Annotated in this window: 19 protein-coding genes; 7 read left to right on the forward strand and 12 right to left on the reverse strand. The window is 32.7% G+C overall.

All coding sequences use genetic code 11. The annotated features are described in order from the left end of the window. Nucleotides 1–9: 9 nt before the first annotated feature. Nucleotides 10–675, reverse strand: a complete 666-nt coding sequence (locus AC23L6_RS01185; protein ID WP_487560464.1) for a DUF4271 domain-containing protein — start codon at nt 673–675, stop codon at nt 10–12. 187 nt (nt 676–862) lie between these two features. On the opposite strand from AC23L6_RS01185, the gene AC23L6_RS01190 reads away from it, so the two are divergent. From AC23L6_RS01190 to AC23L6_RS01200, 3 genes are read left to right on the forward strand one after another with little or no spacing between them, the layout of a single operon-like run. Next, complete coding sequence (locus tag AC23L6_RS01190) at nt 863–1,588, forward strand: polyprenol monophosphomannose synthase (RefSeq protein ID WP_487560465.1); 726 nt, start codon at nt 863–865, stop codon at nt 1,586–1,588. A gap of 39 nt (nt 1,589–1,627) precedes the next feature. Then, a complete protein-coding gene (locus AC23L6_RS01195) occupies nt 1,628–2,968 on the forward strand; it encodes a dihydroorotase (protein WP_487560466.1) in 1,341 nt (446 codons plus the stop codon). A gap of 19 nt (nt 2,969–2,987) precedes the next feature. Beyond that, the gene (locus AC23L6_RS01200; RefSeq protein ID WP_487560467.1) at nt 2,988–3,389 is read left to right on the forward strand and encodes a DUF4296 domain-containing protein; all 402 of its coding nucleotides are present in this window, start codon (nt 2,988–2,990) and stop codon (nt 3,387–3,389) included. Here the strand turns inward: AC23L6_RS01200 and AC23L6_RS01205 are convergent, their stop codons facing one another. After that, nucleotides 3,390–4,388, reverse strand: coding sequence for an NAD-dependent epimerase/dehydratase family protein (locus tag AC23L6_RS01205; RefSeq protein WP_487560468.1), 999 nt, complete (start codon nt 4,386–4,388; stop codon nt 3,390–3,392). It lies immediately after the preceding gene. A gap of 118 nt (nt 4,389–4,506) precedes the next feature. Between AC23L6_RS01205 and tyrS the strand changes: the two genes are divergently transcribed. After that, entirely contained in the window at nt 4,507–5,802 is a 1,296-nt protein-coding gene (gene tyrS, locus AC23L6_RS01210; RefSeq protein ID WP_487560469.1) for a tyrosine--tRNA ligase, read from the forward strand. Here tyrS and AC23L6_RS01215 read toward each other — a convergent pair. From AC23L6_RS01215 to AC23L6_RS01230, 4 genes are all read right to left on the reverse strand, one after another. Then, nucleotides 5,795–6,775: a LuxE/PaaK family acyltransferase gene (locus tag AC23L6_RS01215; RefSeq protein ID WP_487560470.1), complete on the reverse strand. Its 981-nt coding sequence runs from the start codon at nt 6,773–6,775 to the stop codon at nt 5,795–5,797. The two genes, tyrS and AC23L6_RS01215, sit on opposite strands and share 8 nt — an antisense overlap. Nucleotides 6,776–6,879: 104 nt before the next feature. Beyond that, on the reverse strand, nt 6,880–7,788 hold the full coding sequence (locus AC23L6_RS01220; RefSeq protein WP_487560471.1) for a T9SS type A sorting domain-containing protein: 909 nt from the start codon (nt 7,786–7,788) through the stop codon (nt 6,880–6,882). Between the two features lie 111 nt (nt 7,789–7,899). After that, nucleotides 7,900–8,235, reverse strand: coding sequence for a T9SS type A sorting domain-containing protein (locus AC23L6_RS01225; protein WP_487560472.1), 336 nt, complete (start codon nt 8,233–8,235; stop codon nt 7,900–7,902). A gap of 84 nt (nt 8,236–8,319) precedes the next feature. Continuing rightward, complete coding sequence (locus AC23L6_RS01230; protein WP_487560473.1) at nt 8,320–9,189, reverse strand: DMT family transporter; 870 nt, start codon at nt 9,187–9,189, stop codon at nt 8,320–8,322. Between the two features lie 120 nt (nt 9,190–9,309). Between AC23L6_RS01230 and AC23L6_RS01235 the strand changes: the two genes are divergently transcribed. After that, nucleotides 9,310–9,849: a heavy-metal-associated domain-containing protein gene (locus tag AC23L6_RS01235; protein ID WP_487560474.1), complete on the forward strand. Its 540-nt coding sequence runs from the start codon at nt 9,310–9,312 to the stop codon at nt 9,847–9,849. Between the two features lie 40 nt (nt 9,850–9,889). Here AC23L6_RS01235 and gldD read toward each other — a convergent pair whose 3' ends face one another. From gldD to mutY, 4 genes are read right to left on the reverse strand one after another with little or no spacing between them, the layout of a single operon-like run. Further along, nucleotides 9,890–10,450, reverse strand: coding sequence for a gliding motility lipoprotein GldD (gene gldD / locus AC23L6_RS01240; protein ID WP_487560475.1), 561 nt, complete (start codon nt 10,448–10,450; stop codon nt 9,890–9,892). Nucleotides 10,451–10,457: 7 nt separating this feature from the next. Continuing rightward, nucleotides 10,458–11,756: a gliding motility-associated protein GldE gene (locus AC23L6_RS01245; RefSeq protein ID WP_487560476.1), complete on the reverse strand. Its 1,299-nt coding sequence runs from the start codon at nt 11,754–11,756 to the stop codon at nt 10,458–10,460. A 22-nt stretch (nt 11,757–11,778) separates the two neighbouring features. Continuing rightward, nucleotides 11,779–12,210, reverse strand: a complete 432-nt coding sequence (locus AC23L6_RS01250; protein ID WP_487560478.1) for a single-stranded DNA-binding protein — start codon at nt 12,208–12,210, stop codon at nt 11,779–11,781. Nucleotides 12,211–12,241: 31 nt separating this feature from the next. Beyond that, a complete protein-coding gene (gene mutY / locus AC23L6_RS01255; RefSeq protein ID WP_487560480.1) occupies nt 12,242–13,294 on the reverse strand; it encodes an A/G-specific adenine glycosylase in 1,053 nt (350 codons plus the stop codon). A gap of 134 nt (nt 13,295–13,428) precedes the next feature. Between mutY and AC23L6_RS01260 the strand changes: the two genes are divergently transcribed. After that, entirely contained in the window at nt 13,429–13,719 is a 291-nt protein-coding gene (locus AC23L6_RS01260; RefSeq protein ID WP_487560481.1) for an HU family DNA-binding protein, read from the forward strand. A 392-nt stretch (nt 13,720–14,111) separates the two neighbouring features. After that, nucleotides 14,112–15,656: an Rne/Rng family ribonuclease gene (locus AC23L6_RS01265; RefSeq protein ID WP_487560482.1), complete on the forward strand. Its 1,545-nt coding sequence runs from the start codon at nt 14,112–14,114 to the stop codon at nt 15,654–15,656. Nucleotides 15,657–16,009: 353 nt separating this feature from the next. Here the strand turns inward: AC23L6_RS01265 and AC23L6_RS01270 are convergent, their stop codons facing one another. Then, complete coding sequence (locus AC23L6_RS01270) at nt 16,010–16,738, reverse strand: hypothetical protein (protein ID WP_487560483.1); 729 nt, start codon at nt 16,736–16,738, stop codon at nt 16,010–16,012. A gap of 20 nt (nt 16,739–16,758) precedes the next feature. Continuing rightward, on the reverse strand, nt 16,759–16,992 hold the full coding sequence (locus AC23L6_RS01275) for a helix-turn-helix domain-containing protein (RefSeq protein WP_487560484.1): 234 nt from the start codon (nt 16,990–16,992) through the stop codon (nt 16,759–16,761). Nucleotides 16,993–17,065: the final 73 nt, after the last annotated feature.

A 17,065-nucleotide genomic window follows, 5' to 3' on the forward strand; every position in this document is an offset into this window, starting at 1 on the left:
CTAACTATGCTAACTTTTTGTAAACCAATAATACATAAAATAGTAGGGTGCTATTTCAAGTGCGCAAAGATATAAAATAAAATAAAACAACTTGCTAAATATTAAATTTTGATAATTCTTTAAAGAAAGCAGATAAGTTGCTGTGTTTATTGCCAAAATAATAACAATAAACGACAAAATGATAAATCTCGATGAATTATTATTATAGTAAAGAATGATATCAACAGGAAGAATTATTAGACCAATGTATGTCCTGTAACTTACTTTTTGTAAATTAAATTGTTCAATGAATTCTTCAATGTTAAAAGATGTGGCAACAATTTTTTCGATTAGGTATTTGGATAAAATAAAAACGATTAAAATAGTTGTTATCTGAATAAAAACAATCCAATCTGTTTTTGAAACATACTCAAAATGATTAAGAATTAGTTGAATAAAAAAAGCGAGTGAAATTAACTGTACAATGAACAAACCAATTGTAAATCCACTCATTAAATGAGAACTATCTCTATAAATTTTGATGTATTTGTCGGAAACTATCAGTTTCATAAAGTCGCTGAATCGAGCTTCAAAAACAGATTTGGTAAGTGCAATTAAAGCCATGCATACAACAAATAAAACGGTGGCCCAGTCTCTGTTGTCAATGATTCTTGGATGTAAGAAGTTCTCAATCATATTGGGCACAAAATTACTAAATTAGTATCGTATTAATCGTTATGTCATTGTTTTTTTTGACTTTAATCTGGGATTCTTAATCAATGTATTGTATAAATGGATTTTGACTATTTTTCATTTTTATTATCAAATTATTATGATTCAAGTGCCATAAAAAGTTTATTTTTGTCTCAAATTTTAACAGATTATGAGTGATAGCATTGTCATAATTCCTACTTATAACGAAATTGAAAATGTCGAAAGCATTGTAAGAGCAGTTTTTTCGTTACATAAAGCGTTCGATGTTTTGATTGTTGATGACAATTCTCCAGACCATACTTCCGATAAAGTACTCCTACTTCAACAAGAATTTAAAGATCGACTTTTTTTAGAAAAAAGAGAAAAGAAATCAGGTTTAGGAACCGCCTATGTTCATGGTTTTAAATGGGCATTGGAAAGAAATTACCAATATATTTTTGAAATGGACGCCGATTTTTCTCATAATCCTAACGATTTAGAAAGATTGTATGATGCTTGTCATTTTGGTTCTGCCGATATGGCAATTGGTTCTCGGTATGTTACAGGAGTTAATGTGGTAAATTGGCCTTTGAACCGAGTATTGATGTCCTATTTTGCATCCGTATATGTACGAATGATTACAGGAATGACGATACATGATGCTACAGCTGGTTTCATTTGTTACAATAGAGTTGTGCTTGAGAGCATAAACTTTGATAATATTCGATTTGTGGGTTATGCATTTCAAATAGAAATGAAATACAGAACCTTTGTAAAAAACTTTCAAATTGTTGAAGTTCCAATTATTTTCACTGATAGAACAAAGGGGCAGTCAAAAATGAGTAATTCCATAATAAAGGAAGCTGTTTTTGGTGTCATATCATTAAGAATTAGAAAATTTTTCAAACGTTTATAAAAAACAAGAAGACTATTTATAGCAAAAAGACAGAGATCAATGAATCAGATTTTAATAAAGAATGCCAAAATAGTTAATGAAGGAACCATCTTTGAGGGAGATGTTTTAATAGAAGACCAGTTCATAGTCGAAATTGCTGAGACGATAAGTCCGAAATCAGCGACTACAAAAATAATAGATGCCGAAGGGAATTATTTATTGCCAGGAGCTATAGATGATCAAGTGCATTTTAGGGAGCCAGGACTCACTCATAAAGGAGATATAGCCTCAGAGTCTAGGGCAGCCGTAGCAGGTGGAATTACATCCTATATTGAGCAACCTAACACTATTCCTAATGCAGTAACCCAAGAAATATTAGAAGAAAAATACCAGATTGCAGCAAATAAATCTTTTGCGAATTATTCTTTTATGATGGGAATGACCAATGATAATCTCGAAGAAGTTCTAAAAACGAATCCAAAGAATGTTGCAGGAATAAAAATCTTTCTAGGCTCGTCGACAGGAAATATGTTGGTAGATAATGTTGAAGTTTTAGAGAAATTGTTTTCAAGTACTTCAATGTTAATTGCAGTACACTGTGAAGATGAACAAACAATTAAAGATAATTTAGAACAATATCAATCGGAATACAGTGATTCTATTCCAGTAACCCTACATCATCTCATCAGAAGTGAAGAGGCCTGTTATTTATCCTCTTCAAAAATAATTGCTTTGGCAAAAAAAACAGGGGCACGATTGCACGTTTTTCATCTATCAACGGCAAAGGAGATGAGTTTGTTTACCAACAAAATTCCATTAGAGAAAAAGAAAATTACAGCAGAAGTTTGCATTCATCATTTATGGTTTACTAATGATGATTATAAAACCAAAGGCAATTTAATAAAATGGAATCCAGCAGTTAAGACTGAAAAGGATAGAAAAGCGCTTTGGGAAGCCTTGATTGATGGACGAATTGACGTTATCGCTACCGATCATGCTCCACATACTCTTGAAGAAAAAAAACAAAATTATTTGAAAGCGCCTTCAGGAGGTCCATTAGTACAACACGCTCTTGTGGCTATGTTTGAAGCGTATCATCAAGGGAAAATTTCGATTGAAAAAATTGTCGAAAAGATGGCTCACAATCCAGCAAAAATATTCAAAATAGAAAAACGCGGATTTATTAAAGAAGGTTATTATGCCGATTTAGTAATCGTAAACACAGGTTTGCCTTGGAGCGTAAAGAAAGAAAACATTTTAGCTAAATGTGGTTGGTCTCCATTTGAAGGCTTTACATTTAAGTCCAGAATTACGCATACTTTTGTAAATGGCCAATTGGTGTACAATAATTTTAAAGTAAAAGAAATCCCTTATGGTCAACGATTACTTTTTGATCGTTAATTTTTTTAGATTTAGTAGTATGATGAGAATAGTGGTATTGTTTTTTTGTGTTTTGTTTGCAGCGGTAAGTTGCAAAGACACAACAATTGTTGAGCCTGAAAATCTAATTGAAGAAGATAAGATGGTAAATATTATTTATGATCTGGCTCTTTTAGAAGGAATAAAAAACTTCAATACCTCTAACTTTCAAAGTGTTAAATCCAACGATTTTGTATACAAAAAATACAATATAGACAGTCTTCAGTTTGCAAAAAGTACTCAGTTTTATGCTTCAGATATCGACAGGTATAAAAAGATGTATGAAGAAGTAGGAAAAAGAATTGAAGCAAACAAAGTTCATATTGATTCTTTACTTGGGAAAGAATCCAAAAAGTTGATTGTTCCACAAAAAACAACTCAAAATACTCCTGTAATAGAATAATTAAGTATTATTGTAAGAAGCTATTTCCAAGCAATATTCTTCAATATTTTGAAATTTAAAATCTAAAAGAGTTGTAATTTTTTCGTTAGAGATTACCTCTGAAGAGTGTAACGAACGAGCCATAGCTTTACTCATTTTTCTTTTTTGAAAAAAAAGACTTGCATACAGCCAGTCTAATCTCCATACAATTTCTGTAAACCACGGTTGAGCATAAAGAGTAGGAGGTTTTACCTTGAGTCCTTTTGCAATAGTGTGAAGTAGGATTTTAAATGAAATGTTTTTGGCAATTACGATGTATCGTTCGCCTGTTATGTCTTTTTTCATCAATTCAAACATGATTTTCACAACATCATTTACCGCTACAAATCCAGATGTTCCCTTGGTATAAAACAACAATCCATTTTTTATTTTAGAAAAAATAACGCCGCTTCCATTTCTCCAAAAACCAGGGCCAAGTATTACCCCCGGATTTACAATTACAACTTGTAAACCTTCTTGTTGACCTCTCCAAATTTCCATTTCTGCACCGTATTTTGAAATCGCATAATCACTGTGGTATTTTTCAGGATTCCAAATAGTATCTTCGGTAATTATCTTTTCATGTTCCATTAAATCGCCCAGAGCAGCTATTGAACTTACATGGCATAATTTTTTCACACTGTACTCAAGGCAGAAATTGACGATATTTGCGGTACCTTCAATATTTATCTTACGCAGTTGTTTTTCGTCTTTTGGGTCAAATGAAATTAAGGCTGCACAATGGTATACATATTCAATGTTTTTAAAAGCAATTTCAAGAGAAGGAATATCGTTTATGTCTGCCTGAATCCATTCAATTTTCTCAAATAGATTTTCTTTTTTGTAAAGTGTGAAAAGAGATTTTGTTTTCTCAATAGAAGATAGTGTTCTATAAATAGCACGAACGCTTCCGCCATTTTCTAACAAATGCAATGCTAGATGCGAACCGACTAATCCTGTAGCTCCTGTGATTAAAATCATAATGCGAATTTATGAATTTTTTGAGCTTAACATTACTATTTACATTGCTTTTTGAAGTTTTTTTGAATTTGAAATTGACTTTTGAAATTACTATCTTTGCCGAAATTGATTATTTAGAATGAAGAATATTATAGCAGAATTACAATGGCGAGGATTGGTTCACGATATCATGCCAGGAACGGAAGAGCAATTGCTTAAAGAAATGACAGTTACCTACATAGGTTTTGACCCAACGTCAGACTCTTTACATATTGGTAGTTTGGTTCCGATAATTCTTTTAGTTCATCTACAACAATTTGGTCATAAACCCATTGCACTTGTTGGTGGAGCTACAGGTATGATTGGTGATCCTTCGGGAAAATCTGATGAGAGAAATTTGCTCGATGAAGCTACTTTGAATCATAATGTGGCGGGAATAAAAAAAGTGTTATCTCACTTTTTAGATTTTAATTCGAAAGAAAAGAATGCTCCAATTTTGGTTAACAACTATGATTGGATGAAATCATTTAGCTTTATTGATTTTGCTCGAGAAGTAGGAAAACGCATTACTGTCAACTACATGATGGCTAAAGATTCTGTAAAGAAAAGACTCACTGGCGAAGGCGAGGGAATGTCTTTTACGGAATTTACGTATCAGTTAATTCAAGGATATGATTTTTACCATTTGCATAAACATTATAATTGTTTACTTCAAATGGGAGGTTCTGATCAATGGGGGAATATTACAACAGGAACTGAATTAGTGCGAAGAATGAATCCTGAAGGAGCAAAGGCATATTCAATGACTTGCCCATTGATTACTAAAGCGGATGGTTCTAAATTTGGAAAATCTGAAGGAGGAAATGTTTGGTTAACGGCAGACAAAACATCGGTTTACAAGTTTTATCAATTTTGGCTCAACACCACCGATGTAGATGCCGAGAAATACATTAAAATCTTTACTTTCTTAGATAAGGAAACCATAGATAAATTGATTGCAACTCATCACGAAGCGCCTCATTTAAGAGTTTTACAAAAGAAATTAGCTGAAGAAGTAACTACTTTTGTCCATTCGGCAGCAGATTTAGACAAGGCAATTCAAGCTTCTACTATTTTGTTTGGGAATGCTACTTCAGATGATTTGAAACAATTAGATGAAGCCACTTTTTTAGAAGTTTTTGACGGTGTGCCACAAGCTGAAATTTCAAGAAACGATATTGAAAATAGAATTGATATTGTATCTGTTTTAAATGAAAAAACAGGATTTTTTAAATCTAATGGGGAAGCTCGACGCGCTTTGTCAGCCAATTCTATTTCAATAAATAAAGAAAAAGTGACGGAAGAATTTAGTCTTTCAACTAAAGATTTAATTAACAATCAGTTTGTATTGTTACAAAGCGGAAAGAAAAACTATTTTGTAATTCGGGTTATATAACCATCAAGTTACAACCACGAATATCACTGTTGTCAAAACGTCCCAAAACTTCAAAAGAGTTATTGGGATTTTTTTTGCCTAAATCTTGCGTAGCAATAAAAGAACAGGAATTAATATTAGCCAAATCGATGACATTGATACCGCCAGTTCTTCCATCTTCCATGTAACTCATAGCGTCTTCGGTTTCTCGAATCAAGATTTGCATCCATGGTGGACACTCAAAAACACCATTTCCCAAGGAATAAGCTTGTGATAATAATTCGGTCATGCCATATTCCGAATGTATGGTTGAAACACCAAAACCATTGCAAAGAATCGTGTGTAATTCCTCTCGAATCATTTCTTTGCGTTTTCCTTTCATACCACCAGTTTCCATGATGATGGTATTTTTTAATTGAAATTGTTGAACTTCAATTAAATTTAAAAGAGCATAAGTAACTCCTATTAAAATTACATTTTGCCCTGAGTTATCTAAATCAATTAACTTTTTAATGAGTTCTTCATATTGATTTAGGTAGAATCCACTATTAGGATTGTTTGATAATTGGATTAAATCGTTAACCATATAAATTAATGAAGAACCTTCCCGTTCCAGATAGGATGGAAGCAATGCCAATATGGTGTAGTCTTCTATGTTCCCGTAAAATTGAGAAAATCCTTTGCGATAACTTTCTTCATATAAAGAAACATCGGTAACGTGATGCTTGCTAGTAATCATTCCTGTTGTGCCACTGCTTGTGAATGTCTCTTGAATTGGATTGTCATTTGAAACAACTCTGTGGCTTTTAAAAAATTGAATGGGTAAAAAAGGAATTTGTTGTAGCGATTGAACTTCTTGTTTTTTAACATGTAATAAATCACAGAATTCTCGATATACTGTATTAGAGTCATATTGAAAGCGAAACACTTTTAATGCTATTTTTTCAAATTGCTTTTGATTAGTGATTGTAAATATGTCTGAGGTTGTAATCAAAGATTTATAATTGATTTGCAAATATAAACATTAGAAATTGAATTAAATTAGCATAAAAAAAGCCCCAATTTACATTGGAGCTTTTCCTATTTATTTAGAAGAAATTATTTAATAACTAATTTTCTTGTTGCTGTTTTACCATCTTCAGTAATTTTTACAACATATACTCCACAGTTAAGAGAAGATACGTTAACAGGTAAATTTGTAACAGTAGTTTTTATTACTTGTTTTCCTAATACATCGAATACACTAACTTGTTTAGATAAGTTACTATCTGAAGTAATGAATAAATTACCATTAGATACTGGATTTGGGTATACTCTTAACCCAGCAATACTAAATTGATTATTAGATAAAAAAGTTCCAATTCCAATTGCGGTTTTTATAAAATCACAAGTATTGTTTGGTGCAACAAAAGCTGCATTTCCCCCATAAGTGAATGAGTCAGTGGCAAATGTTCCTCCATTTGGACCAACTCCGTTTTTACGACTTGCATAACTATCTTGGTAACACCAAGCAGCTGAATAATCATTTACTGGTAAATCTAAAGGATTTCCAAATTGGTCTACAACTGAAACTAAGTTTCCTGCAGTTGGAGCATCATAAATTGCTATTCTGTATGCGTCATTACCATTTCCATTAGGAATATTTCCAGCGGTTAAACCAGTTGGTAAAGTAATTGATGGATACATTTCTGAAAAAGTAGTTGCTCCACCGCCAATTAAGTAAACAAATGTATCTGATACAGAACCTAGTGGAGTTAAATCTAAACCTGAATTCCATGAAATTGCGCTTGCATCAGCAGCACCATTTGATTCGGTTTGAATTCTGTAATTAGTGAAATTAATAGTTCCAGAAACATAAAGCTCAACAATTTTTGGACTTGATGTACCAATTGTTCCAGCACATCCATCAGAAGCTAAAGTACCATCTACTACTCTTGTTATAACAACACTCTGTGCAAAACCTGCTGCAGCTAATAAAATAAAAGATAAAGTGTAAAGTTTTTTCATAATTAAATTTTTAAAAAAAGATTAGTCAACAAATATAGGAAGTATTTTTCTTTGAAATAAAAAATTAACGTAAAATAAGTATAAAAAATAGAAGAAAACGTTTTTTGTTGCTTATTTGATAATCAATTTTCGAGTAGCAGTAGCTTCACCTTCCTTGATTTTGATAATATAAACCCCTGGAGAAATGCTAGATATGTTTAATTCTTTTGAATTGAGTGTTGCTTGCAGCACTTTTTTACCTAGGACATCAAATATAGAAATATCCTTATTAGCCGAAGATTTTGAGGTAATGTATATTTTTCCGTTACTAACGGGGTTAGGATATAGACTCAACCCTTCAATAGTATCTTGAGATTTAGGTTGCTGCTTTCCTTCTTGAGCCGAAATGGTTAAGGTAAAAAAGCATAGCGCTAAGATAACGATACTATGTAGGTAATTTTTCTTCATAAAAACTAATAATACTACAAAGGTATAAATTTATTTTCAAATAGTGTACCAAAAAAGCAATGCTGGGAATCTTGTTTGATGAGTTTATGATTTAATGTTAGATAAGTAAACACCAAATAAAATTATTGTGGCTCCAAAAAGTTGAACGACCGTGAGCATTTCGTTGTCTAACATTCCCCAAGAAAAGGCAATTATTGGAATTAGATAAGTTACTGAGGTTGCAAAAATGGGTGTTGAGATTTGTATTAGTTTATAAAAAATAATATTCGCAATTCCTGTGCCCATGACACCCAGAATCAAAATGAACACAACGGAATGTTGTACTTTTTCAATATGAATATCTGAAAAAAATCCCGAAGTATATAATATCAATATAGCAGGAAGTAACATTACCGTGAAATTACCTGTCGTTATAGTTAGCGGACTCAAGTCTGACAAATATTTCTTGATTAAATTTACATTTATCGCATAACAAACCGAAGCAATGAAAATCAAAATGGCATAGTAATAATTTTGATTAGGATGATGTATCGCACCATTGAATACAAGTAATAGGCTTCCCATTAATCCAATACAAACTCCAACTATTTGATTCCGTTTGTAATCCAATTTAAAAACTAAAATCCCCAATAGTAAAGCATTTAGTGGCGTCAAGGAATTGAGAATCGCGCTCACGGAACTATCAATTTCTCTTTGTGCTATCGAAAATAGAAAAGCGGGAATGAAAGTACCAAATAGGGAAGTAATTACAATAAATTTCCATTGTCCTAAAGGTATTTTAGGTAAAGTTTTAAATCCAATTATTAGTAAGAACAAAGCAGCAAATACAATTCTTAGAGAACCAAGTTGATAAGCACTCAATCCTACCAAACCTTTTTTTATCAATATGAAAGAACTACCCCAAATAAATGCAAGTAGGATTAAAAAGAACCATTTTAGTTGATTAGATTTCATTAACATAAAGTAGATGTCAAATTTGTAATAATTTTATGAATTAGCACTATTTTTTTTGTTTAATTTTGCTAAAAATTCTTCCAAAGGCATTATTATAACATTATTAAAAAATAAATAAATATGAATTTTACCCAATCATTACTAGCAATTTCTTTATCAGCATTTTTCTTTGTAAGTTGTAAACAAACAGCCAGCGAACCTAAGGCTGATGCAACTATCGAGAAGGAATCAAAAAGTAAAAATCCTATTGCAGCTGAAAAATTAGAAACTACCAGTTTCAATATCGAAGGGATGACTTGTGCAATTGGTTGTGCCAAAACAATTGAAAAAGAGTTGGCAGAGTTAGACGGAGTTCAAGAGGCGACCGTAGATTTTGACAAGAAAGTAGCAAAAGTTTCCTTTGATGCATCAAAACAAACACCTGAGTCTATTGTTAAGGTAGTTGAAGCAACTGCAGATGGAAAAACATACAAGGTTTCAAATGTTACTTCTTCAGGCAACAAAGCGATGTTAATGGTGCAAGATCAGGAAAAAGAAAAGAATGAGGACAAGAAGAAATCCTGCTCTGCTGACGGTAAAAAATCTAAAGAAGGGAAAAAAGGATGTTGTTCTAAGAAAAAACATTGCGAAAAAGACGAAAAGAAAGCATCAACAATGTAAATTCAGATAATTTTTAAAAGAGCTTTAATTAGCTCTTTTTTTATTTCCAGTGCAAGCTTTCCATGATTCTTTGCATGTCATCACGAACATAGCTGGCAGCAGGTAAAATAGAATCAAAATTAGGTTTAGCATAAAAATAAACAGAACAATCTACAAAATGCTTGATGCTGTCAGTGGCATAAAACTGAGCATTGGTAGCAGCATTGCCATCAACTCTATAAAACATTCCGTAAACTCTGTCTTTCTTATTCAAAAAAGGTTGCTCCAGGATATCGTCGGCTTTTATAACGTGTTCATAGGTGAGTTTTTGAGCATCGCGCAAAAGAAGGTTGATGTTGTTATTTACCGGTTTATAGCTTAGATAAATGGTAGCTTTCATTTTTGGATAATCAATGGTAAAGTTACAATCCGATTTACCTTTAATTATGGCATCTTTATTCATATCGAAAGTAAATGGGCAATTATTTTCGAAATGAGCATACTCTGCTTCAGGGTAATCCAAACGCAGTTGTCCTTCAGGTTTTGGTAAAACGTCATCTTTACAACTCAAAGCAGAAAACAATACTATGATTAATAAGGAATGAGATAGTATTCTTTGCATGTTATGATTATTCAAGGGTTACTTTTATTTGTTTGATGCGTTTTTTATCAACGGATTCTATTGTGAAACGACAATTTTCAAAGTTCATTTTTTGACCTTTCTTAGGAAAATTTCCTAAAATTTCTAGTATGAAACCTGCCAAAGTCTCGGCTTCACCTTTTTGAGTTTCAAAAAGTTCTTCGTCAACATCAATAATTCGATAGAAATCTTTTAAGTTAATTTTGCCTTCAAAGATAAAGTTTTTATCATCTATTTGAGAATAGTTTACATTTTCAGAATCAAACTCGTCACTTATGTCTCCTACAATTTCTTCAATAATATCTTCTAGAGAAACTAATCCTGAAGTTCCTCCGTATTCATCGACAACTATGGCCAAATGGCTTTTCATACTTTGAAAATCTTTGAGTAAATTATCCAATTTTTTGTTTTCAGGCACGAAAAAAGGTGCTCTCAAAAGTGTTTTCCAATCGAAAGTTTTTTTGTGAATGTGTGGAATTAAATCTTTAACAAATAAAACACCTTCAATCTGGTCAATATTATCCTTATAAACAGGAATTCTTGAAAATCCTTTTTCGGTAATTTTTGGCAGAATTTCCTCAAAAGATTCATTAATTTCTATGGCAAAAATATCTATTCTGGGACTCATAACTTGTTTGGTGTCGGTATTTCCAAAGGATACAATACCCTCTAATATTTTTTGTTCTTCGTTAGAAGTATCATCTGATGAGGTTAATTCTAAGGCTTGTGACAATTGATCTACAGAAAAATTTGATTTTTGTTTATTGCCTAATTTTTCATGGAGATAAATAGTTATGGAGCGCATAGGCAAACTTATTGGCGAAAGCAGTTTGTCTAGTATTGAAAGGGGATATGCAAAAAAACGTGCAAATTTTATGTTGTTTCTACTAGCATATATTTTGGGTAAAACCTCTCCAAACAATAAGATTAGGAAAGTAACTACAATGACCTCAAATATGAATTTTAATAGTGGAGAAGCTATTGATGTAAATAAATTTCTACCAATAAATGAAAACAAAATTACGACACCAATATTGATAAAGTTGTTTGCCACGAGCAAGGTCGCAAGTAGTTTTTTTGGTTTTTGAAGTAGATTCGAGATGATATGAGCTTGTGATGGATGTTCGCGCGCGCAATCGTCAAGATCTTTGGTGGTTAAAGAAAAATAGGCAACCTCTGCTGCTGAAACCAATGCGGAGCAAAATAGCAAAATAAATAGTGCTATATATCCTAATATGGATTCTGTATCAATAGTGGATAAAAGTAAAAAATTGGGCTCTGGGTCCAAATTTAAAATGATTAGTTAAACATTAAAACGGTAAATCGTTTTCTGGTAATGGATTAGTTGGAGCTTCAAAGTTAGAACTTTTTGGCTCGATTGTAGGTCTTTGATTTTCAGTATCTTTTTTCGTGGTAAGAAATGTAAATTCGGTCACTTGAATTTCAGTGGTGTATTTTGTAGTACCATCATCAGCTTGCCATTGACGGGATTTTATTCTGCCTTCAACAAATATTTTATCCCCTTTTGATAAAAATTTTTCACAAATCTCAGCCGCCTTATTTCTAACGACTAAATTATGCCATTCTGTAGAGGTGATTTTTTCATTAGTCGTCTTATTAATATAAGTTTCATTCGTGGCCAATGGAAATCTGCCAATGCAATTTCCTCCATCAAAATAATGCATTTTTACCTCATCACCTAAATAGCCTATCAACATTACCTTGTTTAATGTACCGCTCATATTATTTTTGTTTCTTTATGATTCAAATGTACTAAATTTTGAAAATATTTCTGTTTTTTTCTATAAAATTATAAATTATGATAGGAAATGGAAATTGTAAAAGGGTTTGATAATCTATGCCGTTGATGACTTCTCCTTCCAAGTTAATCTTCCAAAATTTTATGTATAAATGTTGATGAGATAGTTTGTGAAGTTGACTTGTTAGAGTCAATTCTGATGCCGAAATAATGCGGTTTGTTACGATATTTATGCTTTGAATTTCAGATAAAATAGTTTCAAAATTGAGTTCTGAATCGGATTCAATGAGTGGAAATTCATATAAGTTATGCCAAATACCCTTATCTGAACGTTTTTGTATTATTGTGTTTTGCTGTTTATCGGAAAAAATTAAATAGTTGAAGAATCGGTTTTTTACTTTTAGTTTTTTTGATTTTACAGGAAGCTGATTGACCTTATTTTTTTTCAAGGCCAAACAACTTGAATTTAGAACACATATTTCACAATTGGGACTTTTAGGAACGCATTGTAGGGCTCCAAACTCCATTATAGCTTGATTGTAAAGTGCAGGGTTGTTTTTAAGCATCAATTCAAATGACAGTTGTGTAAATTCTTTCTTAGTAGAAGCCATTGAAATATCGGATTCAATATCAAAATAGCGCGACAACACTCTAAAAACATTTCCATCAACAACAGCAACTGGTTCGTTGTATGAAAAGGAAGCAATTGCCGCCGCAGTATATTCACCTATTCCTTTCAGTTGAAGCAAATCAACATAGTTGTCAGGAAAGATTCCGTTGTATTCATGAGCAATTTTCTGAGCTGTTTTGTGTAAATTCCTAGCTCTTGAATAATATCCTAGACCTTGCCATAATTTTAATACTTGCTCTTCTGAAGCATTAGCCAAATCAAAAACGGTTGGAAACGCCTTGGTAAACGAATAAAAATAAGGCATTCCTTGAGCAACTCGAGTTTGTTGTAACATGATTTCTGACAACCAAATTAGGTAGGGATTTACCGTGTTTCTCCATGGTAAATCACGTTTGTTTTGTATGTACCACTCGGTTAGTGAGTTAGCAAAATCCATCTTTATATTTATTGGTTAACAAAAGTATGTGTTTATGTAATTAAATTTTAATGAATTAGATTGATTAATTGTTTTTTTAATTCATATATTTGCAACCTCAAAAAAAATATCATTCAATATAAATACGAAAGAAAATGACGAAAGCAGATATCGTAGCGAAAATTTCAGAAAAATTAGGTCTTGAAAAAGGTGACGTTCAAGCAACAGTAGAATCTTTTATGGAAGAGGTAAAATCTTCTCTTGAAACTGGAGACAACGTTTACTTGAGAGGTTTTGGTAGTTTTATCATCAAGACTAGAGCAGAAAAAACAGGTAGAAATATTTCTAAAAATACCACAATTAAAATTCCTGCACACAATATTCCTGCATTCAAACCAGCAAAAGTTTTTGTTGAAGGTGTAAAAACGAATAACGAAGCAAAATAAAAATATTTATTAATCACAAAATCACCAACTATGCCAAGTGGTAAAAAGAGAAAAAGACATAAGGTAGCTACTCACAAACGTAAAAAAAGAGCGAGAGCTAACCGTCACAAAAAGAAAAAGTAGTCTAAAACTACTTTTTCTTTTTTTAAAGTTCATTGAAATTGAAAATTAGTAATCAGTGTTCAGTATTTAGTGTTCAGTTTTGCTGACCACTCACAACTGCAAACTACCAGCTAGTTTTCCCCGGGTACACTACCTGTTAAAATATTGTTTAATCCATCCTAACCGAAGTTAGAAGTTGGAAGTTAGAAGTTAGAAGTTTTTGTAGCTACAAAAACCTGAAACTTTAAACTTTAAACCTGAAACTAAAAGTTCGGATAAAAATGTACAGCGTGAATAAAGAATTAATCATCCGATCTAGTTCCGAAGCAGTAGATTTTGCCTTATTAAAAGATGGAAAACTAATTGAATTACACAAAGAACGAGAAACCAGCAAATTCCAAGTAGGCGATATTTTTATTGCTAAAATACGGAAACCTGTAGCTGGACTCAATGCTGCTTTTGTAAATGTAGGCTTCGAGAAAGATGCCTTTTTACATTATCACGATTTGGGTCCTAATCTTGCTTCCCAACTGAAATTCATAAAACTTGTAAGCGCAGGTAAATTAAAAGATTTCTCCCTAAAAAACTTTCAGTTTGAAAAAGAGATTGATAAAGATGGCACCGTTGCTAGTGTGCTTAGTGCCAATCAATCTATTTTAGTACAAGTTGTCAAAGAACCAATATCAACCAAAGGACCAAGAATTAGCTCAGAGCTTTCCCTTGCCGGACGTTTTATAGTTCTAGTTCCGTTCTCAGACCGCGTTTCTGTTTCTCAAAAAATAGAAGAAAAAGGTGAAAAAGAACGACTAAAGAAACTTGTACAAGCTATCAAACCAAAAGGATTTGGTGTTATTGTTCGTACAGTAGCCAAAGGCAAAAATACAGCCGAAATAGAAAAAGATTTGCAGAACCTGTTAGACAGATGGACTGCAATGTGTAAAAAATTACCAACTGCTCATCATCCGTCAAAAGTATTAGGAGAACTCAATAGAGCCTCTTCTATATTAAGAGACGTTTTTAATGATACCTTTAGCGGTATTCATATAGATGACGAAGAGTTGTACAACGAAACCAAGGACTATTTATCAGAAATAGCTCCTGAAAAACAAAAAATAGTTAGGTTTTATCAATCTAAAGACACTCCAATTTTTGAGAAATACAATATAGAGAGACAAATCAAAACTTCATTTGGGAAAACAGTTTCCATGAGTAAAGGGGCTTACCTTATTATTGAGCATACCGAAGCGTTGCACGTTATAGACGTAAACAGCGGTAACCGTTCTAATAAAGCATCCAACCAAGAAGATACTGCCATGGAAGTCAATATGATTGCCGCAGCCGAAATCGCCAGACAATTGCGACTGCGAGATATGGGAGGCATCATAGTTATTGATTTTATTGACATGCAAAATCCAGAAAACAGAAAAGTTCTGTTTGATTTTCTCAGAGATGAGATGAGTGATGATAAAGCCAAGCATAAGATCTTACCGCCAAGTAAATTTGGGTTAGTCCAGATTACAAGACAAAGAGTAAGACCAGAAGTAAATATAAAAACTAGAGAAGAAGATCCTAACAATGAAAATGGCGAAATTGAAGCTCCCATTGTAATCATTGATAAAATTGCTTCCGATCTCGAAAGAATTTTAAAAACCCACAAGGATGTAGTACTCAATGTACATCCATTTGTGGCTGCATACCTCAGTAAAGGTTTTCCATCATTACGTTCAAAATGGTTTTTTGAACATAAAAAATGGGTGAAAATCATACCGCGTGACGCTTACACGTATTTAGAATATCATTTCTACGACAAAAAGAAAAATGTTGTTATAGAATAAATTAAAAACCGTCCCGATGTATCGGGACGGTTTTTTTGTTTGTACTTGTTTTACTGGGCTTCCGCCGATTACTTTTAACCTTCCGTCGATTTCTGTACTTCTTCCCTATGTTATTTTTTATCTTCAGAATATCTCGGTGAAATTTCCTTATATCACCATGTTATTTCTAATTGTTATTAAGGTTTTTTCTGAGGTTACTTTTTAATTTCTCTTGGTTGCTTTTATGTTTAGAAATAGCTCTGTGAAGCTTAGGAGTGTTGAGGTTGTATTTTGGATTATATCTATTGAATTTTCCGATTTTATCTCAACCCAATCCTCTCCAAAGAAGAGGGGTCTGAAGTAGAAAATAAAAATTAAGGAGTTGGCGATGGCGTGTTGTTCTTGTGAGCGTTGATTTTTTTGACTACGTTAGTGAAACTGAATTGTTCTTGTAAGGTAGTGTTGCCTTTGTAGAATTTAGCTGAAATTTTGGATACGCTAATCACTTTGTCGTATATAGAGTTGAACTGGTTGATGGCTTCGGCAGTTGTTTCTTTTCGAACTCCCTTTGTACCCTCTTGTGTGATGTTTGCATCTTTTAATATATCGGCATAGTTAGTTATTGCATTTAAGATTGTGGCTGGTGTTCCTTTGGCTTCAATTTGTGTTCTTAACGGTGTTGTGAGATTTGTTTTGAATTGAAAAAGTAGATTGATAAGTGCATCTTGGTCGCCTTTTTGTGCTCCTTTGTGATAGGTAGTAAACCCTAACTGGTTTTGAATTTCGGTTTGTAGTGTTGGATTGTCTTTGAAGTCCTCTATAAGTTGCACTTTTACTTCGGCTAAATCACGGATTGCATTGGCTTGTATGCCTATTACAACTTGTGTTGCCTGACGTAAATTTTTAGCATTATCAAGCCCAAGGTGGTTTTGAATTGTTTGATTGATTTCGGTTTGGAGGTCTTCAAAAAAGGGGTCTGCCCAAGTGGAACGTTTGGTTTGGAGAAATGCTTTGTTAGCAATTGCTGATTCGATAATGGTTGATAATGCGATGAGCATATCGACATCTTTTGCTTTGTAAAGGCGTAGCGCTGTTGTTGCCATGGTTTTAAAATTTATGGTTATTAATTAATTGAACTGTTTTGTATAGAAGTTGTTTTTTGACTGAAAAGCTCTGATAAGTCGATGTTAAGGATTTCTGAGATTTCAATAAGTTCGTCGACGGTGAGTTTTGTAATCCCGTTTTCGATTTTGGCGTAATAACTTTGTGAAATTTTTAATCTTGAGGCGAGGTAGGTTTGAGAGTAATTCTTTTCAAGACGTTTGCTACGGATTTTTGTAAGTATTTCATTTACCATACTATTTAATTTTTTGGGAAAGGATTTTTTCTCCTTTCCTGTTACTATTTTAAATGGGTGTGGTATTGAAACA

It is taken from the genome of Flavobacterium sp. R1_16 (assembly GCF_057652095.1).